This is a genomic window from Nocardioides convexus, from assembly GCF_011090295.1.
This window is the reverse complement of sequence record NZ_JAAMYA010000001.1, coordinates 1,308,816-1,321,639: the sequence shown is the minus strand read 5'-3', so window position 1 is coordinate 1,321,639 and position 12,824 is coordinate 1,308,816. Positions and strand designations below refer to the sequence as shown.

At 71.5% G+C, this 12,824-nt stretch carries 15 protein-coding genes and 5 pseudogenes; 15 read left to right on the top strand and 5 right to left on the bottom strand.

Features of this window, described 5'->3' with window-relative positions; genetic code table 11:
* The first annotated feature begins 4 nt into the window (after window positions 1-4).
* The 10 genes from G5V59_RS09755 to G5V59_RS09710 all read left to right on the top strand — a co-directional run bounded on the left by G5V59_RS09755 (window position 5) and on the right by G5V59_RS09710 (window position 6,259).
* Window positions 5-307 (top strand): hypothetical protein, encoded by a 303-nt coding sequence (locus G5V59_RS09755; protein WP_278256312.1) that lies wholly within the window; start codon window positions 5-7, stop codon window positions 305-307.
* Complete coding sequence (locus tag G5V59_RS09750; protein WP_278256311.1) at window positions 304-1,314, top strand: hypothetical protein; 1,011 nt, start codon at window positions 304-306, stop codon at window positions 1,312-1,314. The genes G5V59_RS09755 and G5V59_RS09750 overlap by 4 nt, the downstream gene beginning before the upstream one ends.
* Window positions 1,315-1,360: 46 nt before the next feature.
* Window positions 1,361-1,528, top strand: a complete 168-nt coding sequence (locus G5V59_RS09745; protein WP_278256310.1) for a hypothetical protein — start codon at window positions 1,361-1,363, stop codon at window positions 1,526-1,528.
* Complete coding sequence (locus G5V59_RS09740; RefSeq protein ID WP_278256309.1) at window positions 1,525-1,947, top strand: MlaD family protein; 423 nt, start codon at window positions 1,525-1,527, stop codon at window positions 1,945-1,947. The genes G5V59_RS09745 and G5V59_RS09740 overlap by 4 nt, the downstream gene beginning before the upstream one ends.
* A 472-nt stretch (window positions 1,948-2,419) precedes the next feature.
* Window positions 2,420-3,181 carry a hypothetical protein gene (locus G5V59_RS09735; RefSeq protein WP_278256308.1) on the top strand — a complete coding sequence of 254 codons (762 nt, stop codon included), beginning with the start codon at window positions 2,420-2,422 and terminating at the stop codon, window positions 3,179-3,181.
* A 25-nt stretch (window positions 3,182-3,206) separates the two neighbouring features.
* Window positions 3,207-3,647, top strand: coding sequence for a hypothetical protein (locus G5V59_RS09730; RefSeq protein WP_278256307.1), 441 nt, complete (start codon window positions 3,207-3,209; stop codon window positions 3,645-3,647).
* On the top strand, window positions 3,644-4,417 hold the full coding sequence (locus G5V59_RS09725) for a hypothetical protein (RefSeq protein WP_278256306.1): 774 nt from the start codon (window positions 3,644-3,646) through the stop codon (window positions 4,415-4,417). The genes G5V59_RS09730 and G5V59_RS09725 overlap by 4 nt, the downstream gene beginning before the upstream one ends.
* Before the next feature lie 137 nt (window positions 4,418-4,554).
* Entirely contained in the window at window positions 4,555-5,325 is a 771-nt protein-coding gene (locus G5V59_RS09720) for a hypothetical protein (RefSeq protein ID WP_278256305.1), read from the top strand.
* A 236-nt stretch (window positions 5,326-5,561) separates the two neighbouring features.
* Entirely contained in the window at window positions 5,562-5,795 is a 234-nt protein-coding gene (locus G5V59_RS09715; protein WP_278256304.1) for a hypothetical protein, read from the top strand.
* 5 nt (window positions 5,796-5,800) lie between these two features.
* Entirely contained in the window at window positions 5,801-6,259 is a 459-nt protein-coding gene (locus G5V59_RS09710; protein WP_278256303.1) for a hypothetical protein, read from the top strand.
* A 117-nt stretch (window positions 6,260-6,376) separates the two neighbouring features.
* On the opposite strand, the gene G5V59_RS09705 is transcribed toward G5V59_RS09710, so the two are convergent.
* The 5 genes and pseudogenes from G5V59_RS09705 to G5V59_RS09680 all read right to left on the bottom strand — a co-directional run bounded on the left by G5V59_RS09705 (window position 6,377) and on the right by G5V59_RS09680 (window position 11,103).
* Window positions 6,377-7,978: a DEAD/DEAH box helicase gene (locus G5V59_RS09705; RefSeq protein ID WP_341351171.1), complete on the bottom strand. Its 1,602-nt coding sequence runs from the start codon at window positions 7,976-7,978 to the stop codon at window positions 6,377-6,379.
* Between the two features lie 786 nt (window positions 7,979-8,764).
* Window positions 8,765-9,322: a hypothetical protein gene (locus tag G5V59_RS09695; RefSeq protein WP_278256300.1), complete on the bottom strand. Its 558-nt coding sequence runs from the start codon at window positions 9,320-9,322 to the stop codon at window positions 8,765-8,767.
* 249 nt (window positions 9,323-9,571) lie between these two features.
* Window positions 9,572-9,865, bottom strand: coding sequence for a hypothetical protein (locus G5V59_RS09690; RefSeq protein WP_278256299.1), 294 nt, complete (start codon window positions 9,863-9,865; stop codon window positions 9,572-9,574).
* A gap of 83 nt (window positions 9,866-9,948) precedes the next feature.
* Window positions 9,949-10,509: a hypothetical protein gene (locus G5V59_RS09685; RefSeq protein ID WP_278256298.1), complete on the bottom strand. Its 561-nt coding sequence runs from the start codon at window positions 10,507-10,509 to the stop codon at window positions 9,949-9,951.
* 15 nt (window positions 10,510-10,524) lie between these two features.
* Window positions 10,525-11,103 (bottom strand): annotated as a pseudogene (locus G5V59_RS09680) (cob(I)yrinic acid a,c-diamide adenosyltransferase).
* A gap of 129 nt (window positions 11,104-11,232) precedes the next feature.
* On the opposite strand from G5V59_RS09680, the gene G5V59_RS09675 reads away from it, so the two are divergent.
* From G5V59_RS09675 to G5V59_RS36285, 5 genes and pseudogenes are all read left to right on the top strand, one after another.
* Entirely contained in the window at window positions 11,233-11,568 is a 336-nt protein-coding gene (locus G5V59_RS09675) for an STAS domain-containing protein (RefSeq protein WP_278256297.1), read from the top strand.
* Between the two features lie 85 nt (window positions 11,569-11,653).
* Window positions 11,654-11,914, top strand: a pseudogene (locus tag G5V59_RS09670) (methylmalonyl-CoA mutase family protein); the annotation flags it as partial.
* Between the two features lie 170 nt (window positions 11,915-12,084).
* Window positions 12,085-12,348 (top strand): annotated as a pseudogene (locus G5V59_RS09665) (methylmalonyl-CoA mutase family protein); the annotation flags it as partial.
* A 118-nt stretch (window positions 12,349-12,466) separates the two neighbouring features.
* Window positions 12,467-12,514: pseudogene (locus G5V59_RS09660) on the top strand (hypothetical protein); the annotation flags it as partial.
* Window positions 12,515-12,605: 91 nt separating this feature from the next.
* Window positions 12,606-12,767: pseudogene (locus G5V59_RS36285) on the top strand (hypothetical protein); the annotation flags it as partial.
* Window positions 12,768-12,824 lie beyond the last annotated feature (57 nt).

Genomic DNA, 12,824 nt, shown 5'->3' with positions numbered 1-12,824 from the left:
GCTGATGCGCACCGCGCCGCTGGCGGTCTCCAACACCGGCAACACGGTGGTGACGACGCCCGACGGCAAGGCGATCCGCGCCCGCCTCGACCCGGTGCGCAACGCCGGGGTCCGCTCGACGGTCTGCGGCGACGGCCTGCTCCGGCTGATGGCGGTCGCCCTCGAACCGACCGTCACCAAGCGGGAGATCCTCGACCTGGCCTGCGGCGCCGACCGCTGGCTCGACGAGTCTGCCCAAGCCCGCCGGGACGCCCGACGCCTCGGCGTGGTCGCTGGCCAACCTGCGCGGGCTGGGAGGCTGAGATGACCAGGTTCGCACGACTGCTGCCCGTCGCGCTGCTGGCGCTGGTGCTGTCCGGCTGCTCCCTGAGCCTGCAGGACATGCCGAAGCCCGGCGGGCTCGAGGGGTCGACGTACAGCGTGACGGCGTCCTTCGACGACGTCCTCAACCTGCCCGCCAACGCCGAGGTCCGCGACGGCGCCCGGATCGTCGGCGAGGTCGGCTCGATGGAGGTCGACGGCTACCGCGCCCGGGTCGAGCCTGCGCTTCCTCGACGGGGTCGAGATCCCGCGCGGGACCACGGTGGAGGTCCGCTTCGACAACCCGCTCGGCGACCAGTACGTCGAGGTGCACAAGCCCACCGAGGGAGGTGCCTCGACCGCGCTGCTGCGCGAGGGCGACACCATCGACGTCGGCGACACCGCGGCGGCGCCCACCGTCGAGGACACCCTCGGGGCCTTCGCGACCATCCTCACCGGTGGTGGCGTCGGCGACCTGCACACGATCTCCCGCGGAACTCAACGCGGTCTTCTCGGGCAACCAGCAGCAGGTCCGCCAGGCTGCTCGGTCGCCTCGAGACCTCCGCCCGGCTGCTCGCCGGGGGACTCGGGCCGATCGACCGAGCGCTGACGCAGGTCGGCCGCCTGGTGAAGCGAACCAACGACGGCAGCGACGTCCTCGTCGACGGGCTCAAGGAGATCGCGCCCGCGTTGAAGGTGCTCGGCGACCTCAACGACGACTTCAAGACCCTGCTCACCGGCCTCGACGGCTTCGCCAAGGCCGGGAACGCCGTGGTGGCCCGCAGCGGGGACCAGACGGTCAAGGCGCTCGACGACCTGGTGCCGGTGGTGAGGCAGATCGTCGACTCCCGCGACCTGATCACCCCGGTGCTCAAGAACGTGCGGGTGCTCGCCGACCAGGTGCCGAAGGTCGACGAGATACGGCTACGCACGGGCCTCCGTCGTCGCCCCGATCGCCTTCAGGCTCGGCCCCCTCCGTCGCGAGCGGAACCGTCCGGCAACGCTCGGCGGTGACCTCGCTGATGACGGCTCTGGGTCCCCTCGAGTCGGGGAGGCAGCCATGAGCCGGACGTCCCTGTGGCCGCGGCTGATCGGCATCCTCGTCGGCACCGCGCTCGGTCTCTACTACATCGGCATCCAGATCATCGGGTGGTCCCCGGTCGACAACGACTACAGCGTCAGCGTCGACGTGCCCGCTCCGCGGGTCTGTTCGAGGACAGCGAGGTGACCTACCGCGGCGTCACCGTCGGGAAGGTCGACACGATGACGGTCGGCCCGGCCGGCGTACGTCTCGACCTGGAGTCGACCAAGGACCAGCCGATCCCCAGAGACGTCGCGGCCCGGGTGCGGATGCTCTCGGCGCTGGGGGAGAGCCTACGTCGACCTGGTGCCGAACGGTGCCGCGGAGCCCGAGACCGCCGACGGCGCAGTGATCGCCACCGCGCAGGTCCCCACCAGCGTCAGCCAGGCGCTGGAGAGCGGCACCAGGCTGCTGCGCTCCATCGACCCCGACGACCTCGAGGTGGTGCAGACGCTGTTCGCGGACGCGTTCAGCGGCCTGGCGCCGGAGCCTGCGCACCCTGGTCGTCAGCGGGCAGCGCTTCCTCAACGCCGTCACCGAGGCGGCCCCCGGCACCCGCAGGCTGATCCTCGACGGACTCACCGTGCTGCGCACCGGCAACGCCACCCAGCAGCAGACTCGCCCAGATCATCAGGTCCTTCGACCTGCTGTCCCAGCAAGCTCGCCGACAACGACGCCGACTTCGCCCAGGCTTGCTCCGCGACGGCGGGTCCGCGGCCTCGACCATCGAGGAGCCTGGTCCGCACCCAGAGCGAGCCGTTCCGCACCCTGCTCCAGGGCTCCGGCGCGATCGGGACCGCCCTCAGCCAGAACTCCGCCGCGATCAAGGTGCTGTTCGGGCTGCTGCCCAAGGTCAGCACCGACCTCAGCCAGGTCGCCCGCGACGGCGTCTTCCACGGTGACCTCACCATCAACGTCGGCCAGCCGCTGTGCAGCCACGGCCCGCTGCCACTGCCCTCCACCTCCGGTGGCGGGACGCCGCAGCCCTGCGCGAAGGGTCCGCGCCTGCTGCAGCGCGGGCCGGACTAGGAGATCGCGATGCAACCGACCGTCCGCCGTGGTGCCCTGGTGGGGCTGCTCGCCCTCGCCGGTGCGCTGCTCACGCTGCCCGCCAGCGCCGACCAGGCCCCGTCAGGGGTGCCTGCCTCCGTCGTACGGGCCGCGGTGCCGCAGGTCCCGCCCGGCTGCCGCCCCCGCCGCAACCCTCCGCCCACGGAGTACGGCGTCGTGGCCCGGATCGAGTCCGGCTCGATCGACGCCGGCGTGCTGAAGATCGAGGACATGGACGTCAGCATCTGCGGCGTCCTGCGCCTGGTCCGCAGCGGCGAGTCCGCGTGCCCGGTCTCCACCCAGGCTGGTGATTCCTGCCGACGGGGTGAAGGCCAACGCCCTGCGCGCCGTCTTCGACATCATCCCCGGCAAGCCGCTCGAGGTGCCGGTCAGCATGAGCGCCAGCGCCACCCGGTCCACCGTCTCCTGCACCGGCAGACCCAGGGGGGCTTCAGGGCCGACCTCAACGTCGCCCTGCAGGGGCGCGCACGCCTGTTCGGCCTCCAGTGCGTGATCCCGTTCACCGGCGTCGCGAAGGCCGTCATCACCGGCCCGCTCCTCTCCCCCGCCGTACGAGGGGACCGCGACGTTGAAGGGCGACAGACTTCACCGTCGCGAAGGTCGCCAACCACGACAAGTACTGCCCGGGCGAGCCTTCCCACCCGCATCGACCGGCTGGTCCGGCTCCCCATCACCAAGGTCCCGATCGACCTGAAAGCCAAGATCACCGTCTACCAGGACCCGGCGTGAGCCCCGGGCCTGAGAGGAGACACCGATGAGGATCCACCCGAGCCGCCGCCGTGCGGGACTCGCTGTCACGAGTGTCGCCGTCACGGCGCTGGCGCTCTCCTTTCCCGGCGCCGCGGGCGCCGACCCGAACCCGATGCCGAAGAACCCCTACTACTACACCCGACCGGAGTCTCCCCGTCTTCGACGGCATCCCCTTCGCGTTGAGCCGCGACCCGCAGCTGCCGGCGTCCGTCGCGGATCTTCGCTCCGGCGATCCGTCCTGTGCTGCCCCGCCGCCGTTGACGGCGACCGACTCCGCGTCGGCGGAGGGCTACACGCTCCCGGTCCGGATCAAGGTCACCAACGGGATGATGCTCGCCGGCTACTCGCCGGCTGCGGCGCACTGGAAGCAAGGTGTCCCGTTCTCGCTGCAGCTACGAGGCCTGACGGGCTGGGTCAACGCGCGGGTGCAAGCTGCCCTCGATGAAGATTCTGGTGGACCCCGCCGATGCGGTGATGTGCGACGGAGCGCGTCTCGCCGTCGCTCAGCCCGGCACGGCACCGTACCCGGACTGGGACTGGGCTGCCTGGGACGACCCCGGGAACGGGTCCTGGTCCCTGTCGCAGCAACCTGACGGGTCGATGGAGGCTGCGCCTCCCGGCACCTTCATCTCCTACATCTACCGCCTGTTCGGTGCCGACAACCCGGGCCAGACCCTCGTCATCGAGAACACGAAGGTGAAGAGCGTCAAGGCAGCGCTGTCGGGCCTGACGCCCAGCGGCGCCCTGGGTCTGAGGGTCGACCTCGACATCGACCTCGACGTCGTGCGCGGCGACCACGAGCCGGGGGTCCAGTTCCCGCTCGGCGTGAGCGGGACCTTCACCACCGAGGTGAAGGCACCGTTCGCGGCCCCCACGGCGAACGTCCCCTGGGATGTCGGGCAGGTGAAGCCGGCCAAGCATCCGTCGTACCTTCCGACGAGCACGCTGAGCGGGGCGGTGGAGGGTGCCAGGCTCCACCGTCGGCTCTTCCGACGTCGGCATCGACGTCAGCCGCCTCAACGACGTGACGGACGCCCAGGCGAAGGGCATCGCGACCTCGCTCTACTCCTTCCTCTACGGGGTCGATCCGTGGGGGCAGGGCATCGTCTTCGACGAGCCCAACGGAGACCAGTACAGCCAGTGGTCCGGAAATGTCTCCCAGGGTCTGGCGCCCTTCTTCCCGCCGGACCGCGGCGTCGCGGACGTGAGCGCTGACATGACCATCGAGCGGATCGGCCTCCCCAAGGGCCCACCGTCCGGCTACGGCTTCGACTAGCCGCATCCTCCGACTTCTGCCTCACGGCAGCAGCCCGCCAGCGCACGCGGCGGGAGCCCCCATGAAAGGAATCACGATGAAGGTAACTCTGCGCAAGACCGCCGGACTTCTCGGCGGTACGGCCCTGGCCCTCGCCGCCGTCGCGACCAGCACACCCGCGGCTCACGCCAACCCGAACTGGACGCTCTACAACGAGGGCACGGGCGCTCCGCTCACCAGCACGGACGTCCTCTCGGCCACGGGTACGGCGGTGTTCGGCGCCACCATCGCCGGCAGCCCGCACAACATCACCTGCACGTTCAACGCCAGCAACCCGCTGACGGTGACCACCACGGGCCCGTTCTCGGGTGCCCCGGGCACGACGCTCACGGTCAACGCCACGCCGCCCGCCTCGACGGTGTGCAAGAACCAGGCCGGGGTCAACGTTCCGGTGGCGCTCACCGGCACCTGGGGTGTCTCCTTCGTCGTGCCGGCCGCGGGCACCACGCCGGGTCAGGCTCTACAACGGCGCGCTCACCGGCACGCTCAACGTCCCGGCCAACGCCGTCACCGCGAACCTGTCCAACATCGTCGCCGGGTGCTCGGCGACCGGCCCGACCGTCGCCAAGAACTTCGCCGGCGGCTACAACGCGAGCAGCGGTGTCATCACCGGCAACGCCAACCAGGGCTTCGCCGTGACGGCTGCCGGCGGCTGCGTCGTCACCAACACGCGCCTGACCAGCGCGAGCCTGACCGCGAGCCCGATCATCGACCTCCAGTGGTGATCGAGGCTCTCCGCCTGAGATCACCGAGCACCGGTGATCAGCCGAGGGGTGGTTCGAGTGGCTGCTCGGGCCACCCCCGGTGACCGGCACCCGACGGATCGGGTGCCTCTTTCCAGCAGTGTGAGATTGGAGTTTCCCATGAAGTTGTCCAGATTGCTGCCTCGCAGGTCGGCGGTCGGTGTCGCCGTCGCGAGCAGCGCGGTCGCCCTCCTCGGGCTCGGCTCGAGCCCGGCCTCGGCGGAGCCGACGCTCCCGCCCAACCTCGCCATGTACGCCAACTGTCCGGTGAGCGACCCCTCGGTCGCGAGTCTGCCTGTACATGGAGACCACCAGTGCGCAGGCTCAAGGTCGGCAAGTTCGACCTGCGTACCCAGGACCCGATGAAGGTCGAGTTCGGCATCCGGTACGACGCGAACTTCGACTCGTTCGCGGTCGCACCGACCAACGGCCACAAGATCCTCACCGCACCTCCGATCGAGGTGCCCGGTGGTGTCCTCGGCATCCCCGGCGCGGGCATCGGACCGCTCGCCGCCTACGTGACGCCGGAGCCTGACCGCGTTGCCGACGGTCAACGTCAACAACCTCGTCCTCCAGCAGGGCACGACGCTGGGCCTGAAGGTGAAGGCGCGGGTGCACAACCCGTTCACCGACGTCCTCAGCATCCTCGGGCCGGGTTGCTACATCGGCAGCAACACGAAGCCGATCGCCCTCAACCTGACCACGGGAACGACCTCCCCGCCACCCCCGAACACGCCGATCAGTGGTGCCTACTCGCCCGGCCAGCCCGAGGGCTGGGGGATCCGCTTCGACGGGGTCCGAGCCGTCGACAACGCGTTCGCGGCCCCCGGCGCCAGCGGGTGCGGGACGCCGTTCGGCTACCTGAACCCGACGGTCAACCTGATCGCCGGGGTCCCCGCCGCTGCCGGGAAGAACACCGCGGTGCTCGACGCCACGGTGCACGTCACCGACGCCAACGAGGTCCGCGAGGCCCTGGGGCTCGACCCGGTCTACCAGTGACCCGCACGTGATGCGTGGCGGCCGGCCGCGACCCACCCACAGCCGCGGCCGCCCGCCACCTCTCCACCTCTCTGACAGGGATGAGATGAAGACTCGGATTCATCGGTCGACAAGAGCCTACGACGCCGGCACCGGCGTGGTGACCGGCAACGCCAACCAGACCTTCGGCGTGACGTCGACGGGCTGCGTGGTGACGAGCACCGGATCACCAGCGCGAACCTCACCCCTCACCCCGGTCATCGACCTCCCATGGTGATCGCACCCTGAGCGGCCGGGCGGCCGGCCCCATCCTGCCGCCCGGTCACACCGGCGCACCTCCTGCTTCGGCGCCGGTGACGAGAAACGCGCGGTCGGCGTCGCACCTCTCCCGCGGCGCCGGCCGCGCCCGTTCCCGCTCGCAGCACTCAGTCGGCGAAGAGGCCGCGGATGTCGTCGGCGCCGATGGAGGTGCTCATCGCGCCGTCGCCGTCGATCACCTGGGCGAACAGACTCGGCCTTGCGGGCCTTGAGCTCCATCACCTTCTCCTCGACGGTGTCGGTGGCGACCAGGCGGTAGACGTGGACGTGCTCGGTCTGGCCGATCCGGTGGGCGCGGTCGACGGCCTGGGCCTCGGCGGCAGGGTTCCACCAGGGGTCGAGGACGAAGACGTAGTCGGCCTCGGTGAGGGTCAGGCCGACGCCGCCGGCCTTGAGCGAGATGAGGAAGACGGGCGCGGTGCCGGCGCGGAAGTCGTCGATGACCGCGGCGCGGTCCCGCGTCCCTCCGTCGAGGTAGGTCATGCGGATGCCCGCCGCCTCCAGCCGGGTCCGCACCCGGGCGAGGAAGGAGGTGAACTGGCTGAAGACCAGCGCCCGGTGGCCCTCGGCGGTGATCTCGAGCAGGTGGTCGACGAGCACGTCGAGCTTGGCGGAGCCGACGGTGTCGTGCTCGGCGTCGACGAGGGCGGGGTCGAGCGCGAGCCTGGCGCAGCGTGGTGAGCGCGCTGAAGATGGCGACCCGGTTGCGGTCGAAGTCCTCGACCAGGCCGAGGATCCGCTGCCGCTCGCGGGCCAGGTGGGTGTCGTAGATCTTGCGGTGGCGGGGGGTGAGGTCGACGGCGAGCACCTGCTCCTGCTTGGGCGGCAGGTCGTCGGCGACCAGGCTCCTTGGTGCGGCGCAGCAGGAACGGCCGCACCCGGGCGCGGAAGCGGTCGAGCACGGTCTGGTCGGCGTCCCGCTCGATAGGGCGCACGACGCGCTCGGCGAAGCGGCGCGGCCACGGGTACAGCCCGGGCACGGTCACCGACAGCAGCGACCACAGGCTCCATCAGCCGGTTCTCGAACGGGGTGCCGGTGACGGCCAGCCGGAACGGCGCGTCGATCATCCGCACGGCGGTGTAGGTCTTGCTCTGGTGGTTCTTCACCTGCTGCGCCTCGTCGAGGACGAGGCCGGACCAGCCGACGGCGGCGTACTGGTCCTGCGCGAGTCGCAGCAGGGTGTACGTCGTCACCACGATGTCGCTGCCGGCCGCGATCTCCGCGACGTGGTCGGTGCCGCGGCGCACCACGCCGACCCGCAGGTCCGGGGCGTGACGGGCCGCCTCGTCCGCCCACGCGGTGACCACGCTGGTCGGCGCGACGACGAGGAAGGGCGGCTCGCCGGGCCGCTCGGTGCGGGCGTGCGCGATCAGCGCGAGCACCTGCAGCGTCTTGCCGAGGCCCATGTCGTCGGCGAGGATCCCGCCGAGCCCGTGCTGCCACAGGAACGCCAGCCACCAGAAGCCCTCGCGCTGGTAGGCTGCGCAACGTGGTGACCAGCCCGGTCGGCTCGGGGCGGGGGATGTCGGTCAGGTCGCGCAGCGCCTCGGCGCGTCGTACCCACTCCGCGACCTGGGTGTCGACCAGCCCGGTCTCGGCGAGCCTGGGCCCACAGCCCGAGGTCCTGGCGGCCGACGCCGATCCGCTCCCCGTCGCGCTCGTGCAGGCTCGGCGGCCGCGGCCACCACCTCGCGCAGCCGGTCGAACTCGGGTCGGTCGGTGGTGACGTAGCGCCCGCTGGGCAGGACGAGGTACTCGTTGCCGAGGGTGAGCGCCGCCAGCACGTCGGGCAGCGGGATGCCCTCCTCGGCCACCCGGACGGTGACGGCGAGGTCGAACCAGTCGGTCGAGCCCCGCTCGTCGTCCGTCTCGACCAGGTCGAAGCGGATCTCCGGCGCCTCGTCGATCTCGCGGAAGTCGGGGCGCTCCTCCTCGACCACCCGCACGCCCTCGATCGTGCGCAGGTGCGGCAGGTCGTGGATGGCGAGGGTGAGCGCGTCGCCGTCGGCGGCGGTCGCGGTGCGCAGCAGGTGGTCGGGGACGAGGGCGAGCAGGGCACGCTCGGCCACCCGGTCCCGTACGCCGCCCAGGGGGTCGCTGCTGCCGACCGGGCAGTCTGCGCGTGGCGTCGTCGCCGTAGGACCACGTCCAGGCGAGTGCGGCCTTCGTCGCGCTGTGCCAGGTCACCGTCAGCACCAGCGTGGGTGTCAGCGGCTCGGGCAGACTCGATCGCGGCGGTCTCCGCACGCACCGGCAGGTGCCGCATCAGCACGGGCAGACTCGGCACGGAAGGCCTCGGACTCTGCGGGCGGCACGGTGAAGCCGGGTCCGTCGACGAGGTGGCGCACGGCCAGCGGCATCGGCGCGGTCAGGTCGGCGAGCACGAGGTGGCCGAGCGCGTCGAGCAGTCCCACGGCGGTCGCCGGGTTGCCGATCGGTACGACGCCGTCGCCGCGCCAGGTCTCGTCGCCGAGACTCACCACGCCCTGCACCTCGGTGCCGCCGGTCTCCGCCTCACCCAGCCGGACGACGACCTCCGCCGCCTCGTCCGCCACGTCCACCGTCGCCACGGCCCCACCGCCGAGCAGGGTCACTCCGGCGTCACGGGCGGTGCGCAGCGCACGCACCACCTGGCTGCCGAACTCGTCGAGCGAGGGCGTCACCCCGGTGCCGTAGCCGCGGTGCCCGGACCACAGCGTGTGCAGGGCGGTGACCGCCTCGGCCTGCGCGCGCGGGAAGCCGCCGGTGATCGCCGCCGCGGCCACGTCGGACCAGTCCGCGCCGGTCTTGACCCACGGCTTGTTGCGGCCCGCGCGCAGCGGCCGCACGTGCAGCGTCGTGCCGGGGGACTGGTAGGAGCGCCGCGGCGGCGCGAGGCTGATCTCCAGCGCCAGGGCGACCTCCTCGCGCGGCTCGGAGCGCTGGCGGTCCAGGCTCGGTGACCACCCGCTCCAGGGTCCGCCGCCACGCGGAGGCCGGCGCGGCGGAGGTCTGGGCGAAGGACTGGCGCAGGGTCAGCGCCAGCGCCGCGCCGTGCTTGCACACCGAGCGCACCGGGCAGGTGCACACCGTGAACAGCCAGCCGTCGTAGCCCTCGGCGGGCGCCTCGGCGTGCAGCCTGGACCTGGTACGGCGTCTCGCGCGAGCCCTGCACGTCGGCGGTCGCGGTCACCGAGGCCTTCGAGAGCATCCCGATCTCCGGGCGTCGTACGGCGCCGCGGGCCGCGATCTCGCGGGCGCGCTCCAGCGTCCCGGCGTCGAAGTGACGCTCCAGGAAGGCATCGGTGAGCCTGGGCGAGGACGTTCACGATCGGATGATCGCTCCCTGGGGAGTGGTCATCCCTCCATCGTGACACGCAGGTCCGACCGTTCCCGCATCGCTGGCGCCGCCTCAGCGGCCGGTGCGCCGCCTCTTCCCGCTGCCCTCCGGGAACGGCCAGTCCATCGTGATCGAGCCGCCGGGGGACAGGGCGGCCCAGCGGGCGGCGAAGTCGTCGTAGCGCGCGAACAGGCGCTCGAGCAGGCCCGCGTCGATCCCGCCGCCCGCGACCCGTCCGGGCCAGGCGGGGTCGGGTGCGCGCCAGCCACGGGCGACCTCCCACAGCGCCACGCTGGCCGAGGCGAGCGTCTCGGAGCGGCCCATGTCGGCGGACTCCTGCGCGGTCGGCGCACGACGGCGCTTGAGCGAGGCCCGGCGCTCGGTGGGGTCGAGCGGCCAGAACATCCCGTCGTCGCCGTCCGCGGCCGCGAGCCGTCCGTAGACGCCGCCGCGCAGGCCGTCCTCGACCTCCACGATCAGGTGCGCGACGTCGTGCGGCACCCGGTCGCTGTGCCCGGGACCGTTGCGCGGCGCGAGCGCTGCGCCGGCCTCACGGCGCACGGCGATCTCGTAGCGCCCGCGCAGGCCTTGGTGAAGGTGACGTCCACCCGCCCATCGTCCGCAGCGCGGCACCCGGGCAGCAAGCGGTTATCCGCGCTCGCCACCCGGCACCCACAGCACGTCGCCACGCTCGCGGTTGGCGTGGCGGGCCAGGATGAAGACGAGGTCGGAGAGCCGGTTCAGGTAGGTGATGGCGAGCTTTGTTCATCGACTCGCCGTGGACCTCGTACGCCGCCCACGCGCCCCGCTCCGCGCGGCGGACCACGGTCCGGGCGACGTGCAGGCTGGGCCGCCGCGGGCGTGCCGCCGTTGAGGATGAAGGACCGCAGGCTTCTCCAGCGGCTCGTTGTAGTGGTCGCACCAGGCCTCGAGCCGGTCGACGTAGTCCTGCTCGATGCGCAGCGGTGGGTACTCGGGGTCGGGCACCACGGGCGTGCACAGGTCGGCGCCCACGTCGAAGAGGTCGTTCTGCACGTGGGTGAGGACCTTCACCACGTCCTCCTCCAGCCCGCCGGTCGCGATCGCCACGCCGAGGTGGGCGTTGGCCTCGTCCACGTCGGCGTAGGCGAGCAGCCGGGGATCGGTCTTCGTGGTCACGCTCATGTCGCCGAGCCGGGTCTCGCCGGCGTCGCCGGTCCGGGTGTAGATGCGGGTGAGGTTGACCATGAGGCGACCATAACCGGCAACACGCGCGAAATTTTCGGGGGCTCAGTGCAACCGATCGGGGTATCCGAGCGTCATGGTGGGTAGAGAGGCCCGTGGGAGGGTCCGGATCTCGGGAGGCCAAGGATGAGCGTGACGACGATCAGCACCGACCTCGACACCACCGGCGCGGTGCTCGTGCTCGAGGGCGACCTCGACGTGCGCAGCACCGGCGAGATCCGTGCGGCCCTCTACGAGCACCTCCGGGTGCACGGCTCGTACGCAGACGGCCGGGTCGTGGTCGACCTGAGCCGGGTCACCTCCGTCGACGAGACCGCCCTCAAGGTGCTCGCCGCCGCCAGCCGGCGTGCCCGCCGGCGCGGGGGAGCGGTCGTGCTGCGCGGTGCCTGTCCCGCCGTACGACGCATGCTGCACCTGACCCACCTGATCCGTCTGGTCGAGCTCGAGCGGGACCCGGTCCCCGCCTGATCCGCCGCGTCGTGGCCCCGCTGTGGAGAACCACACACCGAACGACCGTTACCAACCGGTAGCGATCGCACCTAGTCTTCGCTCTATGAGCACCACGTCCGACGCCGCCGCCACCCCCGAGCAGACGCCGCCCGTCAAGGACCGCCCCTGGGTGATGCGGACCTACGCCGGCCACTCGACCGCCGAGGCGTCCAACGCGCTCTACCGCACGAACCTCGCCAAGGGTCAGACCGGCCTCTCGGTCGCCTTCGACCTGGTGACCCAGACCGGCTACGACCCGGACAGCCCGATGGCGCGCGGAGAGGTCGGCAAGGTCGGCGTGCCGATCCCGCACCTGGGGGAGATGCGCAAGGCTCTTCGACCAGATCCCGCTCACCGAGATGAACACCTCGATGACGATCAACGCCGTCGCGATGTGGATGCTCGCGATGTACCAGGTGGTCGCCGAGGAGCAGAACCCCGAGATGGAGCCGGCCGAGGTCGCCAAGGCTCCTCGCGGGCACGACCCAGAACGACATCATCAAGGAGTACCTCTCGCGCGGGACCTACGTGTTCCCGCCCGAGGCGTCCCTGCGGCTGATCGCCGACATGATCGCCTACACGGTGAACTACATCCCGAAGTGGAACCCGATCAACATCTGCAGCTACCACCTGCAGGAAGCCGGCGCGACGCCGACCCAGGAGGTGGCCTACGCGCTGTGCACCTCGATCGCGGTGCTCGACCAGGTCAAGAACTCCGGCCAGGTCTCCGACGACGACTTCGAGAAGGTCGTCGGCCGGATCTCCTTCTTCGTCAACGCCGGGGTCCGCTTCATCGAGGAGACGTGCAAGATGCGCGCCTTCACCGAGCCTGTGGGACGAGATCACCCAGGAGCGCTACGGCGTCCAGGACCCGAAGATGCGCCGCTTCCGCTACGGCGTCCAGGTCAACAGCCTCGGCCTGACCGAGGCCCAGCCGGAGAACAACGTCCAGCGGATCGTGCTGGAGATGCTCGGCGTGACGCTCTCCAAGAACGCGCGCGCCCGCGCCGTCCAGGCTGCCCGCCTGGAACGAGGCGCTCGGCCTGCCGCGGCCCTGGGACCAGCAGTGGTCGCTGCGCCTGCAGCAGGTGCTGGCCTTCGAGTCCGACCTGCTCGAGTACGACGACATCTTCGACGGCTCCCACGTCATCGAGGCGAAGGTCGCCGAGCTCAAGGCCGGCGCGCGGGCCGAGATGGACCGGGTCCAGGCCATGGGCGGCGCGATGGGAGCCGTC

Excerpts from the sequence above, each read along its gene's own strand:
- G5V59_RS09755 (WP_278256312.1), top strand. The coding sequence starts at position 5 with ATGCGCACCGCGCCGCTGGCGGTCTCCAACACCGGCAACACGGTGGTG.
- G5V59_RS09750 (WP_278256311.1), top strand. The coding sequence starts at position 304 with ATGACCAGGTTCGCACGACTGCTGCCCGTCGCGCTGCTGGCGCTGGTG.
- G5V59_RS09745 (WP_278256310.1), top strand. The coding sequence starts at position 1,361 with ATGAGCCGGACGTCCCTGTGGCCGCGGCTGATCGGCATCCTCGTCGGC.
- G5V59_RS09735 (WP_278256308.1), top strand. The coding sequence starts at position 2,420 with ATGCAACCGACCGTCCGCCGTGGTGCCCTGGTGGGGCTGCTCGCCCTC.
- G5V59_RS09730 (WP_278256307.1), top strand. The coding sequence starts at position 3,207 with ATGAGGATCCACCCGAGCCGCCGCCGTGCGGGACTCGCTGTCACGAGT.
- G5V59_RS09725 (WP_278256306.1), top strand. The coding sequence starts at position 3,644 with ATGAAGATTCTGGTGGACCCCGCCGATGCGGTGATGTGCGACGGAGCG.
- G5V59_RS09720 (WP_278256305.1), top strand. The coding sequence starts at position 4,555 with ATGAAGGTAACTCTGCGCAAGACCGCCGGACTTCTCGGCGGTACGGCC.
- G5V59_RS09715 (WP_278256304.1), top strand. The coding sequence starts at position 5,562 with ATGGAGACCACCAGTGCGCAGGCTCAAGGTCGGCAAGTTCGACCTGCG.